The organism is Allopseudospirillum japonicum, from assembly GCF_900108915.1.
Taxonomy (GTDB): Bacteria; Pseudomonadota; Gammaproteobacteria; order Pseudomonadales; family Halomonadaceae; genus Pseudospirillum; species Pseudospirillum japonicum.
The window spans coordinates 86,372-111,578 of the sequence record NZ_FNYH01000003.1 but is presented as its reverse complement, the minus strand read 5'-3'; the positions used below and the strand labels follow the sequence as shown (position 1 = coordinate 111,578).

20 protein-coding genes are annotated in these 25,207 nt (G+C 44.6%); 7 read left to right on the top strand and 13 right to left on the bottom strand.

Annotated elements, in window-relative coordinates:
* Nucleotides 1-252: 252 nt before the first annotated feature.
* Genes argB through hisB form a run of 5 tightly spaced genes read right to left on the bottom strand, consistent with a single transcriptional unit; the run spans nt 253 to nt 4,027 of the window.
* Complete coding sequence (gene argB, locus BMX05_RS04360; RefSeq protein WP_395854959.1) at nt 253-1,149, bottom strand: acetylglutamate kinase; 897 nt, start codon at nt 1,147-1,149, stop codon at nt 253-255.
* An 11-nt stretch (nt 1,150-1,160) separates the two neighbouring features.
* The gene (hisF, locus tag BMX05_RS04355) at nt 1,161-1,943 is read right to left on the bottom strand and encodes an imidazole glycerol phosphate synthase subunit HisF (protein WP_093308751.1); all 783 of its coding nucleotides are present in this window, start codon (nt 1,941-1,943) and stop codon (nt 1,161-1,163) included.
* Between the two features lie 56 nt (nt 1,944-1,999).
* Nucleotides 2,000-2,740, bottom strand: coding sequence for a 1-(5-phosphoribosyl)-5-[(5-phosphoribosylamino)methylideneamino]imidazole-4-carboxamide isomerase (hisA, locus tag BMX05_RS04350; protein WP_093308750.1), 741 nt, complete (start codon nt 2,738-2,740; stop codon nt 2,000-2,002).
* A 35-nt stretch (nt 2,741-2,775) separates the two neighbouring features.
* Nucleotides 2,776-3,417 carry an imidazole glycerol phosphate synthase subunit HisH gene (hisH, locus tag BMX05_RS04345; RefSeq protein ID WP_093308749.1) on the bottom strand — a complete coding sequence of 214 codons (642 nt, stop codon included), beginning with the start codon at nt 3,415-3,417 and terminating at the stop codon, nt 2,776-2,778.
* Between the two features lie 16 nt (nt 3,418-3,433).
* Nucleotides 3,434-4,027: an imidazoleglycerol-phosphate dehydratase HisB gene (hisB, locus tag BMX05_RS04340; protein WP_093308748.1), complete on the bottom strand. Its 594-nt coding sequence runs from the start codon at nt 4,025-4,027 to the stop codon at nt 3,434-3,436.
* Between the two features lie 259 nt (nt 4,028-4,286).
* On the opposite strand from hisB, the gene BMX05_RS04335 reads away from it, so the two are divergent.
* The 3 genes from BMX05_RS04335 to BMX05_RS04325 all read left to right on the top strand — a co-directional run bounded on the left by BMX05_RS04335 (nt 4,287) and on the right by BMX05_RS04325 (nt 8,901).
* Entirely contained in the window at nt 4,287-4,745 is a 459-nt protein-coding gene (locus BMX05_RS04335) for an acetyl-CoA sensor PanZ family protein (protein ID WP_093308747.1), read from the top strand.
* Between the two features lie 24 nt (nt 4,746-4,769).
* On the top strand, nt 4,770-7,355 hold the full coding sequence (locus BMX05_RS04330; RefSeq protein WP_093308746.1) for an AsmA family protein: 2,586 nt from the start codon (nt 4,770-4,772) through the stop codon (nt 7,353-7,355).
* A 94-nt stretch (nt 7,356-7,449) separates the two neighbouring features.
* Nucleotides 7,450-8,901 carry an NAD-dependent succinate-semialdehyde dehydrogenase gene (locus tag BMX05_RS04325; protein ID WP_218138979.1) on the top strand — a complete coding sequence of 484 codons (1,452 nt, stop codon included), beginning with the start codon at nt 7,450-7,452 and terminating at the stop codon, nt 8,899-8,901.
* Between the two features lie 59 nt (nt 8,902-8,960).
* On the opposite strand, the gene BMX05_RS04320 is transcribed toward BMX05_RS04325, so the two are convergent.
* Entirely contained in the window at nt 8,961-9,539 is a 579-nt protein-coding gene (locus BMX05_RS04320) for a peroxidase-related enzyme (RefSeq protein ID WP_093308744.1), read from the bottom strand.
* Nucleotides 9,540-9,712: 173 nt separating this feature from the next.
* Here BMX05_RS04320 and rfaD point away from each other — a divergent pair, with 173 nt between their 5' ends.
* The 4 genes from rfaD (at nt 9,713) to uvrA (ending at nt 15,013) form a co-directional block, all read left to right on the top strand.
* Nucleotides 9,713-10,666, top strand: coding sequence for an ADP-glyceromanno-heptose 6-epimerase (gene rfaD, locus BMX05_RS04315; protein ID WP_093308743.1), 954 nt, complete (start codon nt 9,713-9,715; stop codon nt 10,664-10,666).
* Between the two features lie 13 nt (nt 10,667-10,679).
* Nucleotides 10,680-11,708 (top strand): lipopolysaccharide heptosyltransferase II, encoded by a 1,029-nt coding sequence (gene waaF / locus BMX05_RS04310; RefSeq protein WP_093308880.1) that lies wholly within the window; start codon nt 10,680-10,682, stop codon nt 11,706-11,708.
* Nucleotides 11,709-11,743: 35 nt separating this feature from the next.
* Entirely contained in the window at nt 11,744-12,082 is a 339-nt protein-coding gene (locus tag BMX05_RS04305) for a zinc ribbon domain-containing protein YjdM (protein WP_093308742.1), read from the top strand.
* 135 nt (nt 12,083-12,217) lie between these two features.
* Nucleotides 12,218-15,013, top strand: coding sequence for an excinuclease ABC subunit UvrA (gene uvrA / locus BMX05_RS04300; protein WP_093308741.1), 2,796 nt, complete (start codon nt 12,218-12,220; stop codon nt 15,011-15,013).
* Between the two features lie 200 nt (nt 15,014-15,213).
* Here the strand turns inward: uvrA and BMX05_RS04295 are convergent, their stop codons facing one another.
* The 7 genes from BMX05_RS04295 to BMX05_RS04260 all read right to left on the bottom strand — a co-directional run bounded on the left by BMX05_RS04295 (nt 15,214) and on the right by BMX05_RS04260 (nt 25,192).
* The gene (locus BMX05_RS04295) at nt 15,214-15,663 is read right to left on the bottom strand and encodes an REP-associated tyrosine transposase (protein WP_093308740.1); all 450 of its coding nucleotides are present in this window, start codon (nt 15,661-15,663) and stop codon (nt 15,214-15,216) included.
* 602 nt (nt 15,664-16,265) lie between these two features.
* The gene (locus BMX05_RS04290) at nt 16,266-17,363 is read right to left on the bottom strand and encodes a GNAT family N-acetyltransferase (RefSeq protein WP_177166792.1); all 1,098 of its coding nucleotides are present in this window, start codon (nt 17,361-17,363) and stop codon (nt 16,266-16,268) included.
* 369 nt (nt 17,364-17,732) lie between these two features.
* Nucleotides 17,733-18,593, bottom strand: a complete 861-nt coding sequence (locus BMX05_RS04280; RefSeq protein ID WP_093308737.1) for a class I SAM-dependent methyltransferase — start codon at nt 18,591-18,593, stop codon at nt 17,733-17,735.
* 19 nt (nt 18,594-18,612) lie between these two features.
* Entirely contained in the window at nt 18,613-20,862 is a 2,250-nt protein-coding gene (locus BMX05_RS04275) for an N-acetylneuraminate synthase family protein (protein WP_093308736.1), read from the bottom strand.
* The gene (locus tag BMX05_RS04270) at nt 20,859-21,539 is read right to left on the bottom strand and encodes an acylneuraminate cytidylyltransferase family protein (RefSeq protein WP_093308735.1); all 681 of its coding nucleotides are present in this window, start codon (nt 21,537-21,539) and stop codon (nt 20,859-20,861) included. The genes BMX05_RS04275 and BMX05_RS04270 overlap by 4 nt, the downstream gene beginning before the upstream one ends.
* A gap of 9 nt (nt 21,540-21,548) precedes the next feature.
* Nucleotides 21,549-22,322, bottom strand: coding sequence for a CBS domain-containing protein (locus BMX05_RS04265; protein WP_093308734.1), 774 nt, complete (start codon nt 22,320-22,322; stop codon nt 21,549-21,551).
* An 8-nt stretch (nt 22,323-22,330) separates the two neighbouring features.
* Nucleotides 22,331-25,192: a tetratricopeptide repeat protein gene (locus BMX05_RS04260; RefSeq protein ID WP_093308733.1), complete on the bottom strand. Its 2,862-nt coding sequence runs from the start codon at nt 25,190-25,192 to the stop codon at nt 22,331-22,333.
* Between the last annotated feature and the right edge of the window lie 15 nt (nt 25,193-25,207).

The following is a 25,207-nucleotide window of genomic DNA, read 5'->3' as shown; positions in this document are numbered from 1 at the left end:
TTTATGGATACGTACACATTAACCTAAATGAGATTAATTCTTAAAATGGCTTGACTTATAAATGAGATGAGTTATCATTTGCAACATGGTTAGGGAATACAGGGTCACTAGCCAAGGATACACCCAGAATTTAAAGCACAGGAAAGGTCAGGTTCCCTCGGGTTTTAATTGGGTTATCTCCTCATCATCAAGCTAATCACGGTCTTGAAAGCCGCTTCTCACCTCCGGAAGCGGCTTTTTTTTATAGTTAGGTTAACTTTCCTGATTGGTAATCAAGGTACCTACACCTGCATTAGTGAAGATTTCCAACAAAGCTGCATGAGGCACCCGCCCATCAATAATATGCGCACTGGTCACCCCAGCTTTGACTGCATTTAAGGCACAGCTGATCTTAGGCAGCATACCACCGTAAATGGTGCCATCTTCAATTAAGGCGTCCACTTCTTGGGTACTTAACCCTGTTAAGACCTGACCGGATTTATCGAGCAAACCGGACACATTGGTCAGCAGCATGAGTTTTTCTGCTTGTAAGGCCTCAGCGACTTTGCCGGCAACCAGATCCGCATTGATGTTGTAAGAGGTACCATCAGCACCCACGCCAATTGGGGCAATCACAGGGATATAATCTTTATGCGTGAGCATTTCGATCAAATCCGTATCCACACTGGTGACTTCACCGACATGGCCAATATCAATGATCTCGGGAGCAGTCATTTCTGGGGTTTTATGACGCACCTTTAACTGATGGGCACGGATTAATTGGCCATCTTTGCCGGTAAGACCAATCGCTTTGCCGCCGGCTAGATTAATTTGGTTAACAATTTCTTTGTTGACCAAACCACCGAGCACCATCTGCACCACATCCATTGTCGCGCTATCGGTGACACGCATTCCATTGACGAAGCGAGATTCTATATTTAAGCGCTCTAATAAATGGCCAATTTGTGGGCCGCCTCCGTGGACAACCACAGGATTAATGCCTACTTCTTTAAGCAGCACCATATCACGACAGAAAGAATCAATCAGATCATCCTCTGTCATGGCATTGCCGCCATATTTCACCACCAGGGTTTTGCCAGAAAAGCGCTGAATGTAGGGCAAGGCTTCACTGAGGATATGAACGACTTGTGCTGGGTCTTGATTGTGCATATGGATTCTTCCTATTCAGCTTCTAAGCGCATTTCAATGCCTTGGGCTGCCATAAAGGTTTTTGCCTCAGCAATACTGTATTCACCAAAGTGGAAAATACTGGCGGCCAAGACGGCATCCGCCCCGCCTTGTAACACCCCATCGGCCAAATGCTGTAAGTTACCAACGCCACCGGAGGCAATCACAGGCACAGAAACCGCATCACTAATTGCACGGGTGACACCTAAATCAAAACCGTTTTTTGTGCCGTCTCTATCCATACTGGTGAGCAAGATCTCCCCAGCACCATAATCGACCATTTTGCGTGCCCACTCGATGGCATCTAACCCAGTCGGTTTGCGGCCACCGTGGGTAAAAATTTCCCAACGTGGTGTTTCACCGGCCTGATGCACGCTTTTACAATCAATCGCTACCACAATACATTGATTGCCAAAACGTTGCGCAGCTTCACGCACAAATTCAGGATTAAACACAGCCGCTGTGTTAATGGAGACTTTATCTGCACCTGCATTCAGGAGACGGCGAATATCCTCACAAGTACGGATACCACCTCCGACTGTCAGGGGAATAAAGACTTGGCTGGCGATGTCTTCCACCATATGCAAGGTGGTATCGCGTTCTTGATGGCTGGCGGTAATATCAAGAAAAGTAATTTCATCCGCACCTTGGGCATTGTAGCCTTTGGCCACTTCCACAGGGTCACCGGCGTCACGGATATCGACGAAATTCACCCCTTTGACCACTCGACCTTGATCGACATCGAGGCAAGGGATAATGCGTTTTGCAAGCCCCATAATCTTTTCTTTAGCTCCTTGGTTGACTGATAGTGATACAAGCAAGCCCCACTTGATTAGGCTTGAGGGTGAAGTTCGTCTGCCAATGCTTGTGCTTCGGCAAGATCTAAGGTGCCCTCATAGATGGCACGTCCGGTAATGGCACCAAGCAAACCCTGCCTAGCCACTTGGCTGAGAGTGCGGATATCTTCAATATGAGTGACCCCACCGGAAGCAATCACAGGTAAACCTGCTTGTGCGACTTGCAAAGTCGCTTCTACATTCACCCCTTGCATCATGCCATCGCGGGCAATATCTGTATAAACAAGGCTAGAAACACCAACATCGGCAAAGCGCTTGGCTAAATCTAAGGCTTGCACATCGGAGACTTGCGCCCAGCCGTGTGTGGCGACATAACCGTCTTTCGCATCAATCCCCACAATAATATGCCCAGCAAACAGGCGGCACATCTCGGTGACGAACTCAGGTTCTTGTACGGCTTTAGTGCCCAAAATCACATATTGCACGCCAGCATTTAAATAAGTTTCTATGGTTTCTGGCGTACGGATACCGCCACCGATTTGAATCGGTAACTCTGGATAGGCTGCCGCAATCCGAGTCACAGCTTGGGCATTGACGGGCTGACCGTCAAAAGCACCATTGAGATCCACTAAGTGCAAACGGCGTGCCCCTGCCTCAACCCAGCGTTGCGCCATGGCTAAAGGATCACTGCCATAATCTGTAGCGTCTTCCATGCGTCCTTGTTTTAAACGTACACAATGGCCATCTTTTAAATCAATTGCGGGAATGACGAGCATGAAGTTTTTTTCCTAAATCAATGAATGGATTGGGTTTAAGGGCGCCACTGGGTAAAGTTGGCCAAAAGTTGCAAACCGGCTTGGGCACTTTTTTCTGGGTGGAATTGCACTGCCACCAGATTATCGCGTGCAACGACAGCATCACAGGTGATGTCTGCATACTGGACTTGGCCAATCACATCTGTGGCCGTAGCGGCTTTTACATAGTAACTATGTACAAAATAGAAACGACTTAAATCAGCAATCTGTGCCCAAATGGGATGATTTTGGGTTTGTTGCACTTGGTTCCAGCCCATATGGGGGACTTTGCAACGCTGGCCTTGGGCATCGAGTAAGGGATCACCAAAGAAATTGACTCGCCCAGGTAAGACTTTTAAACACTCAACCCCTTGATTTTCTTCGCTAAAATCAAAAAGTGCCTGCATGCCGACGCAAATTCCTAAAAAAGGTTTTTCGACCATGGCTTGCTTAATCGCAGGGACCAAACCGCTGGCATACATTTGTCCGACACAATCGCGAATTGCCCCAACCCCGGGTAGAACAACGCGTTCGGCTTGGGCAAGCGTTTGCGCATCAGATGTCACCTGAACACGGGCATCTGGGGCCACTTTTTCTAATGCTTTGGCAACCGAATGTAAGTTACCCATGCCGTAATCAACGACCGCAATTAGACTCACGTCTTTCTCCTTCTACTTAGAGGCTACCTTTAGTGGACGGAATTTGATTGTGCATCCGTGGATCTGGGCTTAATGCCATCCGTAATGCACGCCCAAAGGCTTTAAAGATGGTTTCTGCTTGGTGATGTGCGTTAAAGCCTTTTAAGTTATCAATATGTAAGGTGACTTGCGCATGATTGACAAAGCCTTGGAAAAACTCCCAAAACAGTTGGGTATCAAAGCTGCCGATGCTAGCACGGGTAAAATTCACGTCCATAAATAAACCAGGACGCCCAGAGCAATCCAACACCACACGGCTTAAGGCTTCATCCAAAGGCACATAAGCATGTCCGTAGCGTGTCATGCCTTTTTTATCACCAATTGCTTGTGCAAAGGCTTGCCCTAGGGTGATGCCTAAATCCTCGACCGTATGGTGGTCATCCACATGGCGGTCGCCAACGACTTCGAAGTGCATATCAATTAAACCATGACGTGCGATCTGCTCTAGCATATGGTCAAGAAAACCAATACCAGAGTTGCTGCTAAATTGACCTGTACCCTCTAAATTTAGGCGCACGCTAATTTGGGTTTCTAACGTGTGGCGGGTAACTTGTGCAGTGCGGGGGGTCATGTATTTCTCCACAACGGGGTTTGGATAAAGAGATAAGCAGGGTGCTTAAGAAACAAAAAATAGACAGAAATAAAATGCACAAATAGGGATTATAGAGAATCTTCACTGGCATCCGCTACAATAGGCACAAGAGATCAAGCTCTCTTCTTGGCTTTTGCGGCTGGTCTTTGGACGCTGAGTATACTCATATATTCAGGATTTGTTTTAGGGAAGCGGTTTTCGGTTCCCCTTTTTATTGATGGTGTAAGGAGTTTGTCTCATGCCTGTTGTATTACGCAAGGTCAGTAGTGCCAGCTTAAATGAATATCCACAATGGCAGCACGACCTCTATAAAATCTATGCAGATGCGCCAGAACAGCGCCGCCAGCTCGATGCGAGCCAAGTCCCTTTAGATGCACCAACCTTTGTCGATCAAAGCCTGCAGGCAGGGGCCTATTTTGCAGCCGCTTTGTTTAATGATCATTTGATTGCGGCTTTACGCGTGCAAGAGCAAGAGGATGTCTGGCAAATCTCACATTTATGTGTACGTCGGGTGACCCGTCGTCGTGGAGTGGCTTCGCGTTTATTGGCATTGGTAGCAGCTGAAGCGGCACAAGTGAATAAAAGCCTGACGTCGCCTTTATATGCATTGGAAATGCCAGATCATATTTTGTTGCAAAAAATGGGTTATCAACTGGATGCAGCGAGTGAATCCTATTTGTGGCATGTACGTCATTAAGATGACTTAAGGAGAGGTAGGCTCATGCGACACTTAGTCAAAGCGGTATTGGCGAGTATCCTCTTGCTGGTGATGGGGATTGGTGGGGTATTCGCCTATATCTATTGGGGATTAGATCCTAATCAGTTGAAACCCTATATTGCGCAAAGTGCGCGTGAACATGCCCAGCTTGAGGTCGATATAGAGGGCGATTTGCAGTGGTCATTTTACCCTTGGTTAGGAGTACAAGTCGGGCAAACGCAAGTACGTACTTTGACCCATACCCATCTTCCACCTTTAGCCAGTATTCAACAGGCGCACATGAGCTTATCCCTTGTGGATTTATTACAAGGTCGTGTCCATACCCAAGACTTGCGTATCCAAGGATTGGATTTGCAGCTTGTCCAAGATGCCCAAGGGGCGACTAATTGGCCACAAAGTTCGGCAGAAAAAACCCCTCAAGAAGCCGCGCCTCAGTCTGAGAAGGAAGCCGCTGATACCTTCCCAGAGTTACAAATTCAAAGCTTAGACATTCAGGATGCCCGTATCAGCTACCAAGATGCGCACCATCATTGGCAACTTGAAGATGTTTTTATCGACAGCCAAGAGATCAGCTTACAAAACGCTTTTCCTGTCTCTGTGCGTTTAGCGCTCACTAGTCAACCCGCACAGATTCAGGCTGCACTCAGCTTAGAAACGCAAGTTCATCTTGATTGGGCACAGCAAATTTACCAGCTAGAGGCTTTACACGCGCAAATCAAGGCACGCGCTGCGTTATGGGAAAATACCGAACTGGCTTTGGCGATTGCGCTGCCTCAAGTGATTGCCACGCCTGAACAAGTGCAAGTCCAAAATTTGCAACTGGCACTGGCACCTTTCACGCTACAAGGCACACAAATCCAAGGCGAAGTGCACACAGATTTTAATCTTTGGTTGACACAAGAACGCCTAGATCTCACCCAGTTACGCGCCCAGCTACAAAGCCAAGTACAAGCCACTCAATTGCCGATACAGCTGGCAACCCAAGGGCGTTTTCATTGGGGCAAAACCCCTTATCTTGAGCTGAAACCTTTACAGATCCAGGTTGCACCCACGCAAGTACAACTGGCTAAAATGCCTGCTTGGCCGCTAGAAGCCAATGTCAGCACGCAAATCCAAGTGTGGCCACAAAGCCAGCAAGTTGAAATGGCGCATTTTAATCTGCAAGGCGAGTTGCAACAGCTTCCCCTTGTCTTACAAGCGTTGCAACTAGAAGGCCAGTATGGCGAACAAATCAGTGCAGGCACGCAAGGAATCAAGCTGCAACTTGGGGAGTTAGATCTCCAAGGCCAATTACAATTACAACCTCAAAGCAAGCTTACAGGTGCTATCCAGTTGAAGCCTGTAGATATTCGTCAGCTCGCCCAGCAACTCGGCTTGGTGTTACCGGATATGGCCTCACCAGAAACGACTTTGCGCCATCTCAGTTTTAATACGCAAATTGGTGGTACTTGGCCACAAATCATCCTCAATCCACTACAGGCGCAATTGGATAGCACTGGCATTAAGGGCAAAGCCCAACTTCAACTGGAGCAAGGGGCTTACCAAGCTGCTTTAGGGATAGGTGCGCTGAATTTAGATGACTATTTACCAGCAGAAACTGTGAGCGAGGCTGATGCATCAACTGCAAACATGCCCACAGAAACCAAGCCTCAAAATTGGTCCTTCGAAGCCTTACAAAGCCTCAACTTGGATTTGAGTACACGTATGCGCTCCTTACAAGTGAAAGGCGTACCCTTAGAAGAGATTCAAGCGAAGGTCAGCGCGCATCAGGGTCAGTTGCAAATTAACCCGCTTAAATTGACCGTTTATGGCGGACAAATTCAAATGCAAGCGGCAATTGATACGCAAGCACAGCCAGCACGTTGGCAGTTACAACATCAAATCCAAGGCGTTGAAACCCAAGCGCTATTACAACAGATGGCGGATATGCAGCTGTTTCGTGGGCGCTTATCGGCGCAAGGCCAGTATCAAACCCAAGGCCAAAACACACAAAGTTTGTTAGCCAACTTATCAGGGGAGCTACAAGCGCAAATCCAGCAAGGTGCCTTGCAAGGGATGAATATCTCGCGTGATTTATGCAACGCTGTAGCACTTGCACAAAATCGTCAACTGACGCGGACTTGGAGCCAAGATACGGAATTCGAGCGTCTTAATGCCCGTTTGATTTTTCAGCAAGGCAAGGCCAACAACCCAGACTTTCATGCACAGATTCCAGGGTTGGAGCTGACAGGGCAAGGAGATGTCGATTTAGTCGCGCAAACTTTGGATTATCAACTGGGTGCCCGTTTTACCAATACTGCGGATCAACATGCTTGTAAGGTGAACCCTTATCTAGAACGGATTCGTTGGCCAATGCGTTGTCAAGGCCCTTTAAGCACAGAAGCGAGCAAGTTATGCCAACTCGATACCCAAGGGCTTGGAGCTGCACTTGAGCAAGTCGCTGTTGAAGAAGCCAAAACGCGGGCGCAAGAAAAGATTGATGCTGAACGCGCGCGTGCTGAGGAACGTCTGCAAGAAAAATTACGCGAGAAGTTAGGCGAGGAGGTTGGCGATCAAATTGGTGATGTGCTGAAAGGCTTGTTTCGTTAAGGTGTAAATCAACAGATACAACCTTGCAGTGATGGCGTGAAACTGGAAAAGTATCTAGGTCTGATCCATGACCTAGATACATAAAGGAATGTTTATGTCTGACCTGTTAAAAGATGCACTCAACCTAGTGCAAGCCTATTTGCATATCAAACACCCTCGACCCAGTACCCAATATTCTATCGACAACCCCGCAAATGTCAGCACGATTTTGCAAGTCCCTGATATGGATGCGCATGATGCAGAACACGCGATTGCGCAAGCAACCCAAACCCTCCCACAGTGGCGTTCTTTAACGGCGCGTGAGCGTTCGAAAGCCTTACGCCGTTGGCATGATTTGGTATTGGCTCACCAAGAAGAACTCGCTTTGTTACTCACCACAGAGCAAGGCAAACCTTTAGCAGAAGCACGCGGAGAAATTGCTTACGGTGCCTCTTATATTGAATGGTTTGCTGAAGAAGCTGTACGCGCTTATGGCGATGTGACGCCTTCAAATACAGGGCATACGCGTTTACTGACCATCAAGCAGCCTATTGGTGTGGTATCGATTATCACGCCGTGGAATTTCCCTAATGCCATGTTGGCACGTAAGCTAGCCCCTGCGCTTGCTGTGGGTTGTACCTGTGTGGTCAAACCCGCAGAAGATACCCCTTTATCTGCTTTAGCCTTAGCCGCGTTAGCAGAACAAGCAGGGATACCAGCAGGTGCTATTAATATTGTCACCACTTCACGTCCTGCACCCATTGGCGAAGTTTTGTGTACTCATGCCCAAGTGCGCAAAGTTTCTTTTACTGGCTCGACCCCGATTGGTAAACATATTGCCCATCTTGCCGCTTCCAGTGTGAAACGTGTTTCTCTGGAACTGGGTGGTAATGCGCCCTTTATTGTGTTTGATGATGCGGATATTCCTGCAGCGGTGCAGGGTGCCCTCGCTTCCAAATATCGTAATGCAGGGCAAACCTGTGTGTGTACCAACCGTTTTTATATTCAAGAAGGCATTTATGATGCCTTTGTTGCTGAATATGCGCGCCAAGTGGCTTTATTAAAAACAGGGGCAGGGACAGAGGCAGATACCCAAATTGGTCCTTTAATTAATCAAGCCGCGTGTGCCAAAGTGGATGCGCTTGTAAAAGATGCCATACGCCAAGGGGCCAAGTTGACCTATCAAGGAGCCATACCAGACGATACCCAAGGCCACTTTTATCCTGTGACTTTACTCACCCAAGTCACAGAAGCGATGGCACTGACACAAGAAGAAATTTTTGGCCCTGTTTCTGCTTTGATGACCTTTAAAGAGGAAGCCGAAGTGATTCAAAGGGCTAATGCGACGCCGTATGGCTTGGCTGCGTATTTTTATGCGCGTGATATAGGCCGCATTTGGCGGGTGGCGGAGGCCTTAGATTACGGCATGATAGGGATTAATGAGGGGATTATTTCCAATGCCGCGATTCCTTTTGGTGGTGTAAAAGAATCTGGTTTAGGGCGTGAAGGTTCGCGCCACGGCTTGGATGATTACTTAGAAACGAAGTTTTTATGTATGGGCTTTTAAAGTGGTTGATGCGCCCTCCCCCTTGGCATGGGGGAGGATTTAACTTGGCCAGCAGGTGCTTATTTTTGTTTAGGTACCCGCCCCATCAAGTAAAATTCTGCATTTGGTGGGGTGTTTGTCAAACTGACCAAACGGTTTGAAAGACCAAAGAAGGCCGTAATCGCACCGATATCCCAAATATCCTCACGCGTGAAGCCAACGGCCTGTAAGCGGGCTTCCCACTGATCATTTAACTCACCTGTTTCCTGCGATACATATAGAGCAAAATCCAACATTACGCGCTCGCGTTCGCTAATTTCTGCAGTTTTATGATTAATCGCTACCTGATCGGCACTGTAAGGATTTTTGCTATAAATACGCAAAATCGCACCATGCGCCACCACGCAATATAAGCAATGATTGCGCGCACTCGTGGCTACAACAATCATTTCTTTTTCTGCAGGTGTTAAAGTATCAGACTCGCGCAGCATTAAGGCGTCATGGTAGGCAAAAAAGGCACGGAACTCGTCCGGACGGTGTGCCAGCATCAAAAAGACATTGGGCACAAAGCCTGCTTTTTCTTGCACACTTAATATACTTTGGCGGATATCCTCAGGCACATTTTCTAATTCAGGGACAGGGAAGCGGCTAATTGACATGAAGATGACTCCTTGTGCTCAATTTGTTTATTTGTAATACAAATTAATTGATAACACACTTATATAAAGGGGTGCAAGTGATTTCCGTGCGCTGCAAGGGCAAGATTTTCCAAGTTTACTGCCTTTGGCGTATACTTGAAGCCATTTTAAGTATGTCAGTTTGAGGATGAAGCATGATTGTAGTCACAGGCGGTGCAGGCTTTATCGGTAGTAATTTGGTCAAAGCCCTGAATGAGCGTGGCCATACGAATATTATTGTGGTTGATGATCTGACCCAAGGCGAAAAATTCGTCAATATTGCAGATTGCCATATCGCGGATTACATCGACAAAGACGACTTTTTACAGCGACTTGAAAAAAGCCAGTTTAGTGAAGGAATTACAGGGATTTTACATCAGGGCGCCTGTTCAGATACCACAGAATGGGATGGGCGCTATATGATGAAAACCAATTACGAATATTCAAAAAGCCTGTTGCATTACTCCTTACGCCAAGAAATTCCCTTTATTTATGCTTCCTCTGCGGCTGTGTATGGGGGCAGTGAAACTTTTATCGAGCAGCCAGCGTATGAAAAACCTTTAAATGTGTATGGCTACTCCAAACTGCTCTTTGATCAATATGTACGCCATGTTCGCAAGGAGTTTAAAAGCCTTGTGGTGGGATTGCGTTACTTTAATGTCTATGGTCCACGCGAGCAGCACAAAGGCAAAATGGCCAGTGTAGCCTATCACCTGAATCAACAATTCAACCGTGGTGAATCCTTAAAACTTTTCGGTGCTTATGATGGCTATGAAGCCGGTATGCAAAGCCGAGATTTTATTTATGTGCAAGATGTCGTCGATGTGAATTTGTGGTTTTTGGAGCAAGACGAACGCCTAACTGGGATTTACAATCTAGGCACAGGTCGCGCAGAGCCTTTTAAGGCCATTGCGGACGCTGTGGTTGAGTATCATGGCCAAGGTGAAATCGAATATATTGATTTCCCTGAAAGTTTAAAGGGCCACTATCAAAGCTACACTTGTGCTGATATACAACAGCTTAGAAATGCTGGTTACCAACGACCTTTCCGTACGGTTGCCCAGGGGACGTATGCCTATCTTGACGCTTTAAATCATCAACATGCATAAAGAAAATGCTTCTGTGCAGTATGCAGACGCACCCTTGTTGGTGGTGGGGCCGGCTTGGGTTGGGGATATGGTGATGGCACAAAGTGCCTTTCAGCACCTCAAGCGCACTTTTGCAACGGCAGATTTACATGTCCTGGCCCCTGCTTGGACCCATCCCTTATTGGCACGTATGCCAGAAGTCGCCCGCGCTTGGGCCTTACCTTTGGGACATGGCGATTTTGCACCCTATACGCGCTGGCGTTTCGGGCGCCAATTGCGTGCTTATCAGTTTCAGCAAGCTTGGGTCTTACCACGGTCTTGGAAAGCGGCCTTGGTGCCTTGGGCTGCGGGTATTCCTCGACGTACCGGCTTTTTAGGCGAACAAAGATACGGATTACTCAATGATATTCGTGTGTTAGATAAAAGCCGCCTAGACCAAACCGTTAAACGTTTTGTCAGCTTGGTACATCCTACCAAGGCGCAAGATTTACAGATTAGCCAACCTCAACTCACTGTGCATACGGATCAACAAGCCCAAAGCCTAACGCGTTTGCAGCTCAACCTAGAACGCCCTTGTTTGGCTTTATTACCAGGTGCAGAATATGGCCCTGCCAAGCAATGGCCAAGCGCGTATTTTCATCAAGTGGCACAAAAGGCGATTGCTGCAGGGTATCAAGTGTGGGTGCTTGGTTCTGCAAAGGAAGCGCCTCTAGGGCAAGCGATTTGTGCGCAACTGCCACATGCTTATAACCTGTGCGGGAAAACGCAACTTACTGAATGTATTGATTTATTAGCCCTATGTGCACAAGCTATCAGTAATGATTCGGGTCTTATGCATGTGGCAGCCGCTGTGGGTATTTTTGTCCATGCGATTTATGGCTCTTCTTCCCCTCAATACACGCCGCCTTTGACTGACCAAGCCCATATTTATTGGCAAGGTCTGTCCTGCTCACCTTGCTTTAAACGTCAATGCCCCTTGGGGCATACCCAGTGCTTACACCTGATCACGCCAGAACAGGTGTGGCAACAGGTGCAAGCCGTCTCTTCGACGCTGATCACCTGATCCATCCAGCGTATTTATCGAATCTTGAGGTTTTTATGAGTCAATTACCTGCCTGTCCGCAATGTGCTTCTATTTATACTTATGAGGACCAAGGCCAATATATTTGCCCTGAATGTGGCCACGAATGGAATCCTAATACGGCCGCAGCAGAAACTGAGGTGCTGATAGTGAAAGATGCACACGGTACCCAGCTGAATGAAGGGGATCATGTGACCTTAATTAAAGATTTAAAGGTGAAAGGCTCGTCTTCTGTGGCCAAAATTGGCACTAAAGTGAAGATTAATCGCTTGGTGGATGGGGATCATAATATTGACTGCCGTCTAGAAGGGATAGGCGCTATGATGCTCAAATCTGAGTTTGTAAAAAAAGCCTAAAGACTATCGATTGGGTTGCCAAGGTAACCCAATCGATCATAACTATACATAAGTTATACATTAGTCATTTTTCAATAAGCCTTGTAAAATAAGCCATCGAATCTACGACCAGCGGCTTATGCGCAAGGGGCTTGCATGCAAGTAATCAAGATCCAAGGGGCTCGCACCCATAATCTTAAAAATCTCAGTCTGGAAATTCCCAGAAATCAACTGGTGATTATCACTGGGTTATCAGGCTCAGGCAAATCCTCGCTTGCCTTTGATACCCTGTATGCTGAAGGGCAACGCCGTTATGTTGAATCCCTGTCTGCGTATGCACGCCAGTTTTTATCCATGATGGATAAGCCCGATGTGGATAAGGTGGAAGGCTTATCACCTGCGATTGCGATTCAGCAAAAAACCACCTCGCACAACCCGCGTTCTACCGTGGGCACAGTCACCGAAATTTATGATTATCTGCGCTTACTCTTTGCGCGGATTGGCGAGCCGCACTGTCCAGAACATGGGCACTCGTTAAAAGCACTGACCCCCCCGCAAATTGTCGAGCGTATTTTACGCTTACCAGAAGGCACCCCTTTAATGCTGTTAGCCCCCTTGGTACAAGGACGCAAAGGTGAGCATGTGCAAGTGCTGGAAAAGCTACAGGCGCAAGGCTTTAGCCGAGTCCGTATTGATGGAGAGATTTACAATCTAGAAGCTTGTCCCACTTTGGATAAAAAACGCAGCCACCATATTGAGGCGGTGGTAGATCGTTTTAAACTCCATCCTGAGCAAAAAACCCGTTTGCAAGATTCAGTCAATACGGCCCTTCATTTAAGCGGTGGCTTGTTGATACTGGATTATTATCCCAGTGCTACAGCCAGCCAGCCGATACCTGAAGGCCTGCCGCTGACGCTCTCAGCACGTTATGCATGTCCTGAATGCGGTTTCTCCGTCTCTGAGTTAGAGCCTAAACTGTTTTCCTTTAACAGCCCTGCGGGGGCTTGCCCAACCTGTGAAGGTTTAGGACAACAACAGCAAATTAATTTGCATACTGTGATTGATAATCCACAGCTTAGCTTGGCGCAAGGTGTCTTGCAGGGTTGGGATTTTTTACAGCGCAATCAGCTACCCCAACTGCTGCGTTGGGCGCAGAGTGTTAATTTAGATATTCATACGCCTTGGAACCAGTTGGCAGCTAGCGCACAAAAAAAGATTCTGTATGGATATCAAGGTTTTATTGGTATTGAAGCGACCTTATTACAACGCTACCGGGAAGCACAATCCCCCAAACTGCGTGAGGCTTTGGGGCGTTATCTTAGCTATGGGACTTGCCAAACCTGTGCAGGGACACGCTTAAATCCGAGTGCACGTTTTGTATTTTGGCCACAAACACGCACCAGCTTGCCCCAGCTGACCCAAGAAGCCTTGCATCAGTTGGCCGATACTTTAGAACAGCTACCTTTAGCCGGTGCAGAAGCACAGATTGCTGCGCCGATTCTGCGGGAAATTCGTGCCCGCTTGCGCTTCTTGCTGGATGTTGGCTTGGGTTACCTGAGCTTAGCTCGGAGTGCAGATACCCTTTCAGGGGGCGAATCCCAACGGATTCGTTTAGCCAGTCAAATTGGTTCTGGTTTAGTGGGGGTGATGTATGTGCTGGATGAACCCTCGATTGGTTTGCATTCACGCGATCAACAGCGCTTATGGGAAAGCTTGCTGAAGTTGCGTGATTTAGGAAACAGTGTGTTGGTCGTTGAGCATGACGATGCTGCAATTCGCTTAGCGGATCATGTGTTGGATATTGGCCCAGGCGCTGGTGTCCACGGTGGGCAAATTGTTGCCCAAGGCACGCCAGAGCAAATTGCGGCGCACCCTGAATCTTTAACCGGCGCTTATCTTAGTGGACGCAAGTCCATTGTACGTCCCCCTGCGAAAATCGTTGATCAACACACACCTTGGTTAAAGTTATTAGGGGCCAGCGGACAAAACCTCAAACAGGTGGATTTGCATTTACCCCTTGGGCATTTGGTGTGTATCACAGGTGTTTCTGGCTCGGGTAAATCGACGCTGATTAATCGCACCTTGTACCCTTGCGTTGCCCATGCTTTGCATAAGGATTCAGCTGCCGCAGCACCTGAGGCCTATCAAGCGATTGAAGGTTTAGCGCACTTGGATAAGGTGATTCAGATTGATCAATCCCCGATTGGGCGTACCCCGAGATCCAATCCCGCAACCTATACAGGGGTGTTAACCCCGATTCGTGAGTTATTTGCCGCGACTCCAGAAGCCCGCACCCGAGGTTATAGCCCAGGCCACTTTAGCTTTAATGTCAAAGGGGGCCGCTGTGAAGCCTGCCAAGGGGAAGGGGTGATTCGGGTGGAAATGCATTTTTTGCCTGATATTTATGTGGAATGTGATCAGTGTCACGGGGCCCGTTATCAAGAGGATGTGTTGGAAATTCGTTATAAAGGCTTATCCATTGCGGAGGTACTTGCTTTATCTGTTGAGGATGCCTTGCAACATTTTAGTCATCACGGTGCCATTACCAAACGTTTGCAAACCTTGATGGATGTGGGTTTGGGGTATATTACCCTAGGACAAAGCGCCACCACCTTATCCGGTGGGGAAGCACAAAGGGTGAAGCTGGCGCGTGAACTAGCCAAACGCGCGACAGGTAAAACCTTGTATATTTTGGATGAACCCACCACCGGATTGCACTTGCAAGATGTGGCTCATTTATTAAAGGTTTTGTATGCCTTACGTGATCAGGGCAACACCTTGGTTGTGATTGAGCATCATCTTGATGTGATTAAATGCGCGGATTGGGTGATTGATTTAGGCCCAGAAGGCGGGGAAGCCGGTGGGTCTATTTTGGCAAGCGGCAGCCCAGAAACACTTGCGCAGCAGCCAAACTCCCTGACGGGACAGTGGTTAGCACCGCTTGTGACCTAGGGGTTTGGGTTGGGTTGCCAAACAACCAGCAACCCAACCTACGCCGGCTACAGGGTTGGATAAATGTAGGTCGCGGCTTTAGCCCGACAGGTTGACGGGTTGTTTTTTGTTGCTTTGTTTTTTGTCGCCCTAAAGGACGACCTACAGCATTGGGTAAATTTAGATCGTGGCTTTAGCCCGACGAACAAAAAAATAACCCTTCATAAAAAGTCTGAATTCCAAAAAGGATACTGCCTTACTGACTGAACAAGCATTTTACGTATAGGGTTTGCCACAATATATCGGGCAATATCTCTACGGCTATCCTCAGTACGTAATGCTCGATCATAAAACGCTGGTTGCCATACCTTACCGTTTTGCCCTCTGTATTGGTTGATAAGATAAGCACTTTTCCCTTTGAGTTTAGCCACGACAGAAGACAAATCTGTATCACCTTCTATGCGTAGCAAGCCATGAAAATGATCCGGCATCAACACCCAGGTAAACCAACGACACCTACAAACCTTTTCATTGATTTGAATGTGCTGATAGACAATTTTTGCCAGATCATAACTGCAGAATAGTTGCTGCCGCCTGAATGTTGTAAAGGTAATAAAGTATTCACCACCTTGTTGGGTATAGCGGCCTCGTCTCAAATCATTCCAAGGCATTTATGCACCTCCCTTGCACCTTGTCGCCCTAAAGGACGACCTACAGGGTTAGATAAAGGTAGGTCGGGCTTTAGCCCGACAGGTTGACGGGTTGTTTTTTATTGCTTTGTTTTTTGTCACCCTAAAGGACGACCTACAGGGTTGGGTAAATGTAGGTCGCGGCTTTAGCCCGACAGGTTGACGGGTTGTTTTTTATTGCTTTGTTTTTTTTCGCCCTAAAGGACGACCTACAAGGTTGGGTAAATGTAGGTCGCGGCTTTAGCCCGACAGGTTGACGGGTTGTTTTTTATGGCCTTGTTTTTTGTCGCCCTAGAGGACGACCTACAGCCTTGGATAAATGTAGGTAGCGGCTTTAGCCCGACAGGTTGACGGGTTGTTTTTTATTGCTTTGCTTTTTTCGCCCTAAAGGACAACCTACAGGGTTGGGTAAATGTAGGTCGCGGCTTTAGCCCGACAGGTTGACGGGTTGTTTTTTATTGCTTTGTTTTTTGTCGCCCTAAAGGACGACCTACAGGGTTGGGTAAATGTAGGTCGCGGCTTTAGCCCGACACATCAACCGTTAACGCATTGAGTGCTTTCCCAGTAAATCTTGCGTTTAATCGTTAAAAAGCGACACAACGAGCAAATGATTTTGGTTCCAGCAAAGGATCTAAGGCCCGTCTGGTATGTACATTAAAAAAGATTAGTGCGCACTTAAGTTCGCCAACAGTGGGTGCCCAATAGCGCTTGTAAGCATAATCACCTGCTCCGAAACAGAAAATCTCTTGGCGTTCAAAGCTTTGTGTAATCAACCGAGCTTGTAAGATTCTATCTACTGAGTAAGTGACATAATCTGGATGAGGGCGTGAGACCATATAGTACAAGCGTTGCTGGTGACGTAATGCAAGACTTGTCAAGGCCAGATGACCATCAACATACAATTGCTGAACATCGGCTTGCGCACCATATTGTAGATCACGAACAAAAGCTGCCATAAAAGATGGCCACTCTGGGTGGTGGTTATGGACATGCTGTGTACCAAAGTGAGTTAACTCTTGTTCACACAAGGTTTGAACAACATCATAAGCAATTGATGGCGTTGCTGGAGCATGCCAACTAAGCGGCCCTTTTTCTCGTGCTAGTTTGCGTTCAGCATAGCGAGCTGCTTTAAAGGCTTTACTGGAACATAACCTTTGGTACGCCTCAAAGTTTCGGCCTCGGGTGTCAATCTCGTGGAGGTTTCGAGGAAAACGCCAGATTTTTAAAGATTCACTTCCCGTAAAGTCTTCAAGCAGCTGATAAAGAATAGAGCCTTCATGCAAAGGGCCCATAAAGGCCACATCTAATCTAAGTATTGCCTGCATACCTTGATTTAATACGGCATTGATCACTTCACGGCGATTTTCACTAGCAAAAGGCCATTCGAAAAAAGGAGCGTAGTTTGCGCCTACTGGACGTGCACAACGATACTGACGTCCGTTATGTTCCAAGTGAAAGATTTGCAATGCAATAGCAGCGAGCAAACGTCCATTATGGGCCTCAGTGACTGTTAACACGCCGCTGTCTGTTGGTTTATAAAACGCCCAATAATTTTGAATAAAATCTGGACTAGCAAACAAGCCTGTCGTTACTGGCTGGTGCTGGAACAAATTTTGCCACTGCGGATACAGCCTGACTAAGCTATCGGCACAAGTTTGCCAGCTTATATGTAATTGAGACATGAAATCTTCGTATACTGGGTCAGTAAGAAATACCAGATGAGTCACTAGGGTGATTTTAATCACCCAACATTTGTGTCGGTAAACCAAAACCATAAAAAAACCGCCTATCCAAGAACAAGATCGGGCGGTTTGGTTATTTATGTGTTAGGTTGATGACTCGTCTTGTAAATATTCTTTTGGAGTGCGACCTGGAAAGATATACCAGAAAAAATAAAATATAGTCCCTGGAATATATAAAATCATTAAAAACCACACCCAAGTATGGAACATGTTGTAGCGAATCAAAAGTAACATGGCGACTGGGGGGAGTATCCAAGCGAATAAAAAATAGAGTACAAGGTGTTTTTTAATAGTCATTAAAAATTAGCCTTATTTTCTGGTAAGTTGACAGATTAAAGTATCTGTCTTTCCTAAAGATGCCAAAGTGGATTCATAAGCTTTACTTAAATCATTATTGTCTATAAAAGACCAAACCTGATGTCCACCTGGGGTATTTTTAGCTAGCCAATGTAAATGATTAGACAAAGGATATCTTTGTACATATTTTATATAATCTAGATTTAAGTTTGCTTTTCTAGCCAAAGCTTCTAGGGTGGCTCCATTAAATAAATATAAATGGCAACTCCAGTAAGTAAAATTAGAAAATGCCTGATTCTCGTATAGTGTTAGTAATGCATCATTTGCATTAGGCACCTCAATAATGATTTTCCCATTTTCTTTTAATTTTTCAGATAGCGCCATAATGATTTCTGCAGGATTAGGTAAGTGCTCAACAACATGGAACGCTGTAATTATATCAAATGATTTATCCTTGAGCTGATCTATTTTTTTATAAACATTAATATCATTTTCTAAAAACCACTCACTCAGTCTAGATTCCAGTTCTATACCGGTTGCAGAGCTAGCAAATTCTTTAGCTTTAATTAAAAAACCAGCATGGCCACAGCCAAAGTCAAGAATTTCCTTGTTCGTTAGGCTTGTTTTAAGAAGCTCGAAACGTCGCATGTCATCTGCATGAGTATTTGCGAGCCACGCGTGAATATCTATTGGTGCTTGATGCATCCCTGAATCTTCATAGAATGCATCATTGATGTGCGAAAAATCACTTAAATAGACAAGTCCACAAGAAGCACACTCTAAAACCTGTAACTCTGGTTTATCCCTAACTGATCCTGGGCGAATTGAATATTGATCAGAACCACATAGATAACATGTTTTAATCGTGTGCATAAATTTCTCTCATTTGTTATCAAAAGTATTTTTCTAGATAATCTAAAGCCACCCAAAAACCCTCACCATTATTCTTATGGCCTTGCCAGATTTCAGGAATAAATTGTACATTTGGAGCATACATATTTAGATCTTCTGCTAGAGCAGCAAAATTGACATTCCCTGTACCTATTTGTACACCTTCTCCGTCTACACCATCCGCATCAACAATATGCAAGTGTGCTGCAAAGGGAGCAACTTTTTTCGTAAATTCTCTAAAATCCCATTTGTAATAGTTACATGCTAACTGTGAATGAGAGATATCAAAGCAAATACGGTAACCATATTTTTCGCAGAATTCTTTTATTTCGTCTGCATCTACAAAGATGTTCTGATACCATTGCCCACCAAAGTACCAAGGAAAGGGGGGCATTGTTTGAATAATAACCTCTACACCTTCTTGATCTACACTCGCCAGACTTTCCGCAATTTTACTATATAAAAGTGCTCGATCTTTTTTGTCCAAAAATCCATTTTTTGTATGGCCACCAACATTAGTAACAATAACAGGGTGTTTTGTTTTTGGAAACAGTGTTTTCATAGTACGAGTAACTTCTATCACTCGTTTAAGTTCTTTAATAGAATGCTGGCGATAGCTATCTTCTTGCGCGCACATATCCATAATATGATCATTTGCAAAAAGCTCTGGGCTATGTACTGCTAAACCAATATTTTGCACTCCATCCACAAAATTATTAATATCAAGATCCATATCTCGGTAGCTTAGGTGGAACTCAACAAAATCTAAATTTGTTAATTTAGCTAAACGTTCGTAATCATGGTGACGTACAGGAATGCCACAAGGTCGCTTAAATTTGTAAGGCCGAACTTGCACTACATCATCTTGTAAGTCACTCATGAAGAAGAAATCTCCAGCCTGGAAATCGCGCTTTGCAGTACAACCTACAATTTCATCAATATAGCAAGGTTGTAGTCCTTGACCCGGACTTTTTATATCTATCATATCCCGAGTGATTTTTTCACCTTTAGCTAGTGCTCTATTAATTATTAAGCTTTTAGCAAGCACTTCTCTGTTCATCATCTCACCTTGCGTAAGCACTCTAGGTGAATTTGATCCTAATGCTTGCTCAATGTTGCGGATTTCTTCAACCATCGACTTAAATTCATGAGGCAATAAGCTTACTTTGTGATCATTGCCCTCCATATTTCTATCTATTGTAAAATGTTTTTCAATAATACAAGCGCCTAAGGCAACTGCTGCTAAAGCAACTGAGCTTCCTCTTTCATGGCCTGAGTAGCCGACAGGCACTTTGGTAATTTGGCTTAATCTTGTTAAATAGTTTAAATTAATATCTTTAAAAGGTGCTGGGTAAGTAGAGTTACAATGTAACAAAACAAAAGAAGCACCTAGATTCTTTAATAAGCTTACACTTTGTAGAATTTCTTCTTCATTTGCCATACCAGTGGAACAAATAATCGGCTTACCTGTTTTTGCTATAGCACGCAAAAGCTCATGATTTGTCATGTCTGCAGAAGCCACTTTATAAGCCGGCATTCCATAGTTCTCTAATACATCCAGGCTAGATAAATCCCAAGGTGTGCATAGAGGAAGAATACCTTTACTCTTACAATAATCAAATATTTCGAGCATTTGCTCATTTTTTAACTGGCTACGCTCAAGAATTTCTAGCGTATATTGTGCTCCACGATCTGCAGAAGGATCATCTGCAAGATCTTTGTTCTTATACAAGGAGCTCAAATTTCGCATCTGAAATTTGGCACAATTGGCACCTGACTCTACACTGAGATCTACAAGTTTTTTTGCTAGTTCAACTGAGCCATTATGGTTTAATCCTATTTCTGAGATAATAAAAACAGGTTGGTTTTTTCCAATGGAAAAGTTTTCTATAACAATATCTGAGTTTCCTTTATTTCTAGCAATTGCGGTCAAAATACCTTGGGAATTAACTAAAGGCACTAGCTCTACTTTTTCTGAGAACAATAAGGAAACTTTTTCTGTCGGTGCCCCAATTAACTCACTGACAAAAGACGTGTTCGCAGCAAAAATGACAGGAGTATTAATATCTATTTTTTCTTGCTGTATTACCCAACGTCTAAAATCTCCATCAGTTAATATAGCCTCTAGCACGCCATTTTTATCAACAATAAATAAAATCCTACTTTGATTTTTGTTGATTTTTTCTAATGCTTCCACCAAGGGTGCATCTTTTACTAAGGAGTATTTAGCAAGATCTTTTTCTATAATCATGATTGATATCCAAGAACAAATTCAGCAAATTTAAAGTCAAATTCTGTATCTATATCAACTAGGGAGCTTTCTTGCATAAGATATAAAGCAATTTTACCACCTAGGCGATTATGTAACTTCTCAAGTACCCAAGGTTTAAAGATATAGATAGAACCGTTTTCTTGATATTGAGGTTGCATATCTTGACGCCGAGGACGGTGATTAAAATCATAATTCACTGATACTGCTTGACCTTGATGATCTTTTTTCCATAAAAAACGATGTGATGGAACAACTGACAGCAAAGAGTCTGCATTTTTTTTATAAAAAGTATCAATTGCTTTTTGAATATCATCTTTTTGACGAATCGGCGAAGTACATTGTAGAAAAACAACAGCATCTGGTCGTTGGTGCTTTTGGCAGTACGTATTTAATGCATGCGATAAGGCTGACTCCGAACTAGCAAGATCTCCACTTAAATCTTGTGGGCGCTGAATCACTTGAGCACCATACTCGTGCGCTACTTGTGCAATTTCTGTCGAATCCGTTGTGACTAAAGTCTCTGTAATACTCGGTGTGCATGTACAAATATCTAGTGTATGGGCAAGTAATGGTTTACCAGCAAGTAGGCGTATATTTTTTTTAGGAACGCCTTTAGAGCCACCTCTTGCTGGAATAATTGCTATAATTGAAGACATACTTCGCCTTTAGAGTGAATGATTAGAAACACGACCATAGATATCTTGGTATCTAATAATATCATCTTCTCCAAAGTAATCACCTAACTGCACCTCTGCTAACATCAATCTTTCTTTTCCAGTATTAGTCAGCTGGTGTTTGCAGCCTCTAGGAATATAAATATAATCACCCGCATAAATAGCTTTATTGCTTAGCTCTAGAGACACACACCCTTCCCCTTTAATGACAATCCAATGTTCCTCACGCCGAAAATGTTTCTGTAAACTTAATTTCCCTTGAGGCTCTACACAAATTACTTTAGCTTGTGCATCTGGTGTCAATAGCGTACTTTTATAAAATCCCCAAGGACGCGGATAAATTTCTTGTTCCAAACGCGAGGTGTCTAAAGTTGAGAAATCATCAGTTAGCTTAAAGTCTTTATCTTCCAGTAATAACACATGAAACTGGCGCTTAGTTAGCAAATTCACCAAGCAACCTTGATGATCAACAATAGGTAGAAAGTCTATACGTTCCTCTTTAAATGACTCAATCACTTGCTGCCGACAAGCATCTTTTGTTAACTGCAAATAATTTGTTCGCATTAATTGATATGCTTGCAAATCAAAGGGCGATGTATTTGTATCTAATGATAGTAGCTTACGCCTGATATCTCCATCAGTAATAATCCCTTGTAAACGCTTTTCAGCATCAATGACTAACACTAGTTTTTTATGCTCACGCTCGATTTGTGCGAGGACCTCTTGAAACCGAGCATTAGGTAGAATGCAAAGATCATCTAACATAGTAATATCTACTCTGGTTTTAGCGCTAATCGTTGTTTTAGATAAGCAACAACACGATCATTTAAAGCTTTTTTGTCTTCCGTATAATGACGCTGAAAAAGCAGACTGGGATAATAGCGCTTAGATATTTGTGGTTCTGTTGCTTCTATGGTGGCACCTATAGTTGCTACCCAAGATTCTATACCTAAAGTCTCAGCTAAACGTGCAACCGATGATTGTGGGGTAATAACTAAGTCTAGCTGACTCATAAGAGCAGCAACTTGATCAAAATCATTCTTTAAATCGAGATCATCCCAAGTATGTAAAGTACAGCCAAATTTTTCTTTGACTAAATCAAGTTCTTGTTGGCACTCATCATAAAGCAAATTGACTAGATGAATTCCTTGTAGATTAAATAAATTTTCCCATTCTTCTATAGCTGCATAACCTTTAGCTCGCTGTGCCGTGACTAACCCCCCGCGCCAGTTAAATCCTATCTTTAGCCCTGAGCCTAATCCTTGAATCCTTTGTTGCCATTTTGCAACTAAATCAGCATCCAAACTAAGGTAATTTTTGAATACAGGTGGGATAGGATATTCTTTGGGGAAGTAACGAATGACAGAAGCCATAGGGATATGATAGTCAATATCCTTACGATATAAGTCATCTTCTCCAGTGCTTTGCATTACCACATCAGCATTTGGGAAGGTACGTTTAAACAAAGGCTTTAGACGCGGGCTGACCTCCATTACAACTCTTTTGGCTTGCTCGACTAAAGGGCGCAGACATTGCATATCTTTAATTTCATCACCCACACCTTGTTCACGCCAAACTAAAATGCTCTTACCCTCAAGAGATTCCCCCTGCCACTGCGGCACTGCAAATTTTCGGTTTGGTTTGCGTGGGCCAGCTTCAAAACCAAAATCATATAACTCCATGCCCTCTTTTATAGAACCTGAGTCAAGTAATACAAGGGACTTATTCCATTTAGCTACAGGGTCTTGAGGGGCAAGTGTGATTGCTTGGTCATATAAATTAATTACTTGCTCTACATTACCACCTAATTCCTTCATTATTAGCGCCAAGCTAATACAGGCTTGATAATCTAATTGTAAGCTGTAGGCCTTTTCAGCAGCGTCACGTGCTTCTTGCCAAGCATTTAATGCAACTTGTGCTTGTGCTAAACCAATATAGGCAGAGTTATCTTCTGGTTTTAAAGCAATCGCTTTTTCAAAGCTCTGTTTAGCAGCAGAAAAGTCTTCTAAATCACGTTCTATATTCCCTTTTAAGTTCCAAGCTTTATAAAACTTTGGATCTTTTTCTAGTGCTTGATTCACATAATCAAGCGCTTCTTGGCGACGTTTTTCTTGCTTGTATAGCACTTTGGCATAATTAAATAAGCGCTTAGGGTTTTCTGGATCTTTTTCTAAAGCTTCTTTCACCATTTGTTCCGCTTTTGCTGGTGCATATTGCATAATCCAGTTTTCGTGCGGAAGAATTTCAGGCAAGCGCTTTTGTTTAAACAAGGCTTCCATCATCATTTCACGGGCAGCTAAAAAATGGGGACGTTCTTGTAGCAAGATTTCTAGCGTTTTCGTTGCTTGTGCCCATTTGTGGCGTCCCATTTGCGCTTCTGCGAGCTGAATACGGTACTTTTCTGGATATTCGCTGGTTTTTAACACCTGTTTAAAATAAGTCTCTGCTTGCTTATAGTCTTTGTCTTTAAGCGCAGCTTGCCCTTGCATCGCTAAGGTGTACATATCTTTTGGTGCTTGCATCCGTGCTTGATTGAGCCAAGTACGAAAACCGATTTCATCTTGATGCTGTGCTGCCCACCAAGCGTTTAAAGCGGCGCAACGTCCTGCCGCTTCTCCCTTTAATTTTTGCTCTATCAAAGTATCCAAGTGGGTACGCGCTGCCTGCCATTTTTGTGTTTCTAATGCACATAAGGTCGCTTTTAAGCGAATATGGACCGATTGTGGATTAAAATGTACCGCTTTTTGATAAATAGCAAAGGCTTTGTCGGGTGTATGTTTGCGATGATAAACCAGTTCTGCCAGCTGCCACCAGGCTTGATGTAAATTAGGACGCAGTTGTACTGCTTGGTGCAAACAGAAAATAGCATCTGTATAACGATGTAATTGGATAAATAATTCACCAAGCCAAAAATAAGCATAAGGATTACGTCTTAACGTCGCAATACTCGCATTGAATAAAGTTTCCGCTTCGTTTAAGCGTCCTGTCTGCGCACAAATCCGTCCTTGAATCGCCAAAGCCACTGGCGATTTATGGGTGACTTGTAAACGGGGCGCAATCCAAGATTCTGCCTGTGTATATTTTTCCCCTGCTAAACATAACAAAGCCATGGCCTCATTAATGGCTTCTGAATGCGCTTGTACTGGGGTATTAAACACCTTGTCTGGGATTTGCGGGGCCTGTGGTTGCTCTTGCTGGCTATATAAATAATCCAACTCTAATAAAGCCTCTTGCGGCATCCCTTGCAAAGCTTGTTGATAAGCAGCTTCTGCTTGTGTCCATTGGCCTAACGCTTGGGCGCTTTTAGCGGCACGCCAATGCAACACTGGGTGTTGTACTAATTGTAACGCTTGCTGGCTGGCTTGATACGCTTGGGGATATTTTGCCGTGATCAGATCTAAATCAATTTGTTGAATTTTAGCACCTAGGGAATCAGGAGCAGCCGCTTGAGCACGCTGAATAAAGGCTTGGGCTTTCACATAATCGCGTGCACGCATCGCTAAAGCGGCCATGCCGCCTAAAGCAAGTGCCGAGGTGGGGTCTTCTGCCAGCAGGTGTTGATAAATTTCTTGGGCTTGCACTAGCTGATCTTGTTGCAAGGCTTGCTCTGCTTGGGTAATGAAAGAAGTTTGCATAGGAATAAAAGCTCG

Coding starts and splice junctions, on each gene's coding strand:
- argB (WP_395854959.1), bottom strand. CDS start 1,149: ATGCACAATCAAGACCCAGCACAAGTCGTTCATATCCTCAGTGAAGCC.
- hisF (WP_093308751.1), bottom strand. CDS start 1,943: ATGGGGCTTGCAAAACGCATTATCCCTTGCCTCGATGTCGATCAAGGT.
- hisA (WP_093308750.1), bottom strand. CDS start 2,740: ATGCTCGTCATTCCCGCAATTGATTTAAAAGATGGCCATTGTGTACGT.
- hisB (WP_093308748.1), bottom strand. CDS start 4,027: ATGACCCCCCGCACTGCACAAGTTACCCGCCACACGTTAGAAACCCAA.
- BMX05_RS04335 (WP_093308747.1), top strand. CDS start 4,287: ATGCCTGTTGTATTACGCAAGGTCAGTAGTGCCAGCTTAAATGAATAT.
- BMX05_RS04330 (WP_093308746.1), top strand. CDS start 4,770: ATGCGACACTTAGTCAAAGCGGTATTGGCGAGTATCCTCTTGCTGGTG.
- BMX05_RS04325 (WP_218138979.1), top strand. CDS start 7,450: ATGTCTGACCTGTTAAAAGATGCACTCAACCTAGTGCAAGCCTATTTG.
- BMX05_RS04320 (WP_093308744.1), bottom strand. CDS start 9,539: ATGTCAATTAGCCGCTTCCCTGTCCCTGAATTAGAAAATGTGCCTGAG.
- rfaD (WP_093308743.1), top strand. CDS start 9,713: ATGATTGTAGTCACAGGCGGTGCAGGCTTTATCGGTAGTAATTTGGTC.
- BMX05_RS04305 (WP_093308742.1), top strand. CDS start 11,744: ATGAGTCAATTACCTGCCTGTCCGCAATGTGCTTCTATTTATACTTAT.
- uvrA (WP_093308741.1), top strand. CDS start 12,218: ATGCAAGTAATCAAGATCCAAGGGGCTCGCACCCATAATCTTAAAAAT.
- BMX05_RS04295 (WP_093308740.1), bottom strand. CDS start 15,663: ATGCCTTGGAATGATTTGAGACGAGGCCGCTATACCCAACAAGGTGGT.
- BMX05_RS04290 (WP_177166792.1), bottom strand. CDS start 17,363: ATGTCTCAATTACATATAAGCTGGCAAACTTGTGCCGATAGCTTAGTC.
- BMX05_RS04280 (WP_093308737.1), bottom strand. CDS start 18,593: ATGCACACGATTAAAACATGTTATCTATGTGGTTCTGATCAATATTCA.
- BMX05_RS04275 (WP_093308736.1), bottom strand. CDS start 20,862: ATGATTATAGAAAAAGATCTTGCTAAATACTCCTTAGTAAAAGATGCA.
- BMX05_RS04270 (WP_093308735.1), bottom strand. CDS start 21,539: ATGTCTTCAATTATAGCAATTATTCCAGCAAGAGGTGGCTCTAAAGGC.
- BMX05_RS04265 (WP_093308734.1), bottom strand. CDS start 22,322: ATGTTAGATGATCTTTGCATTCTACCTAATGCTCGGTTTCAAGAGGTC.
- BMX05_RS04260 (WP_093308733.1), bottom strand. CDS start 25,192: ATGCAAACTTCTTTCATTACCCAAGCAGAGCAAGCCTTGCAACAAGAT.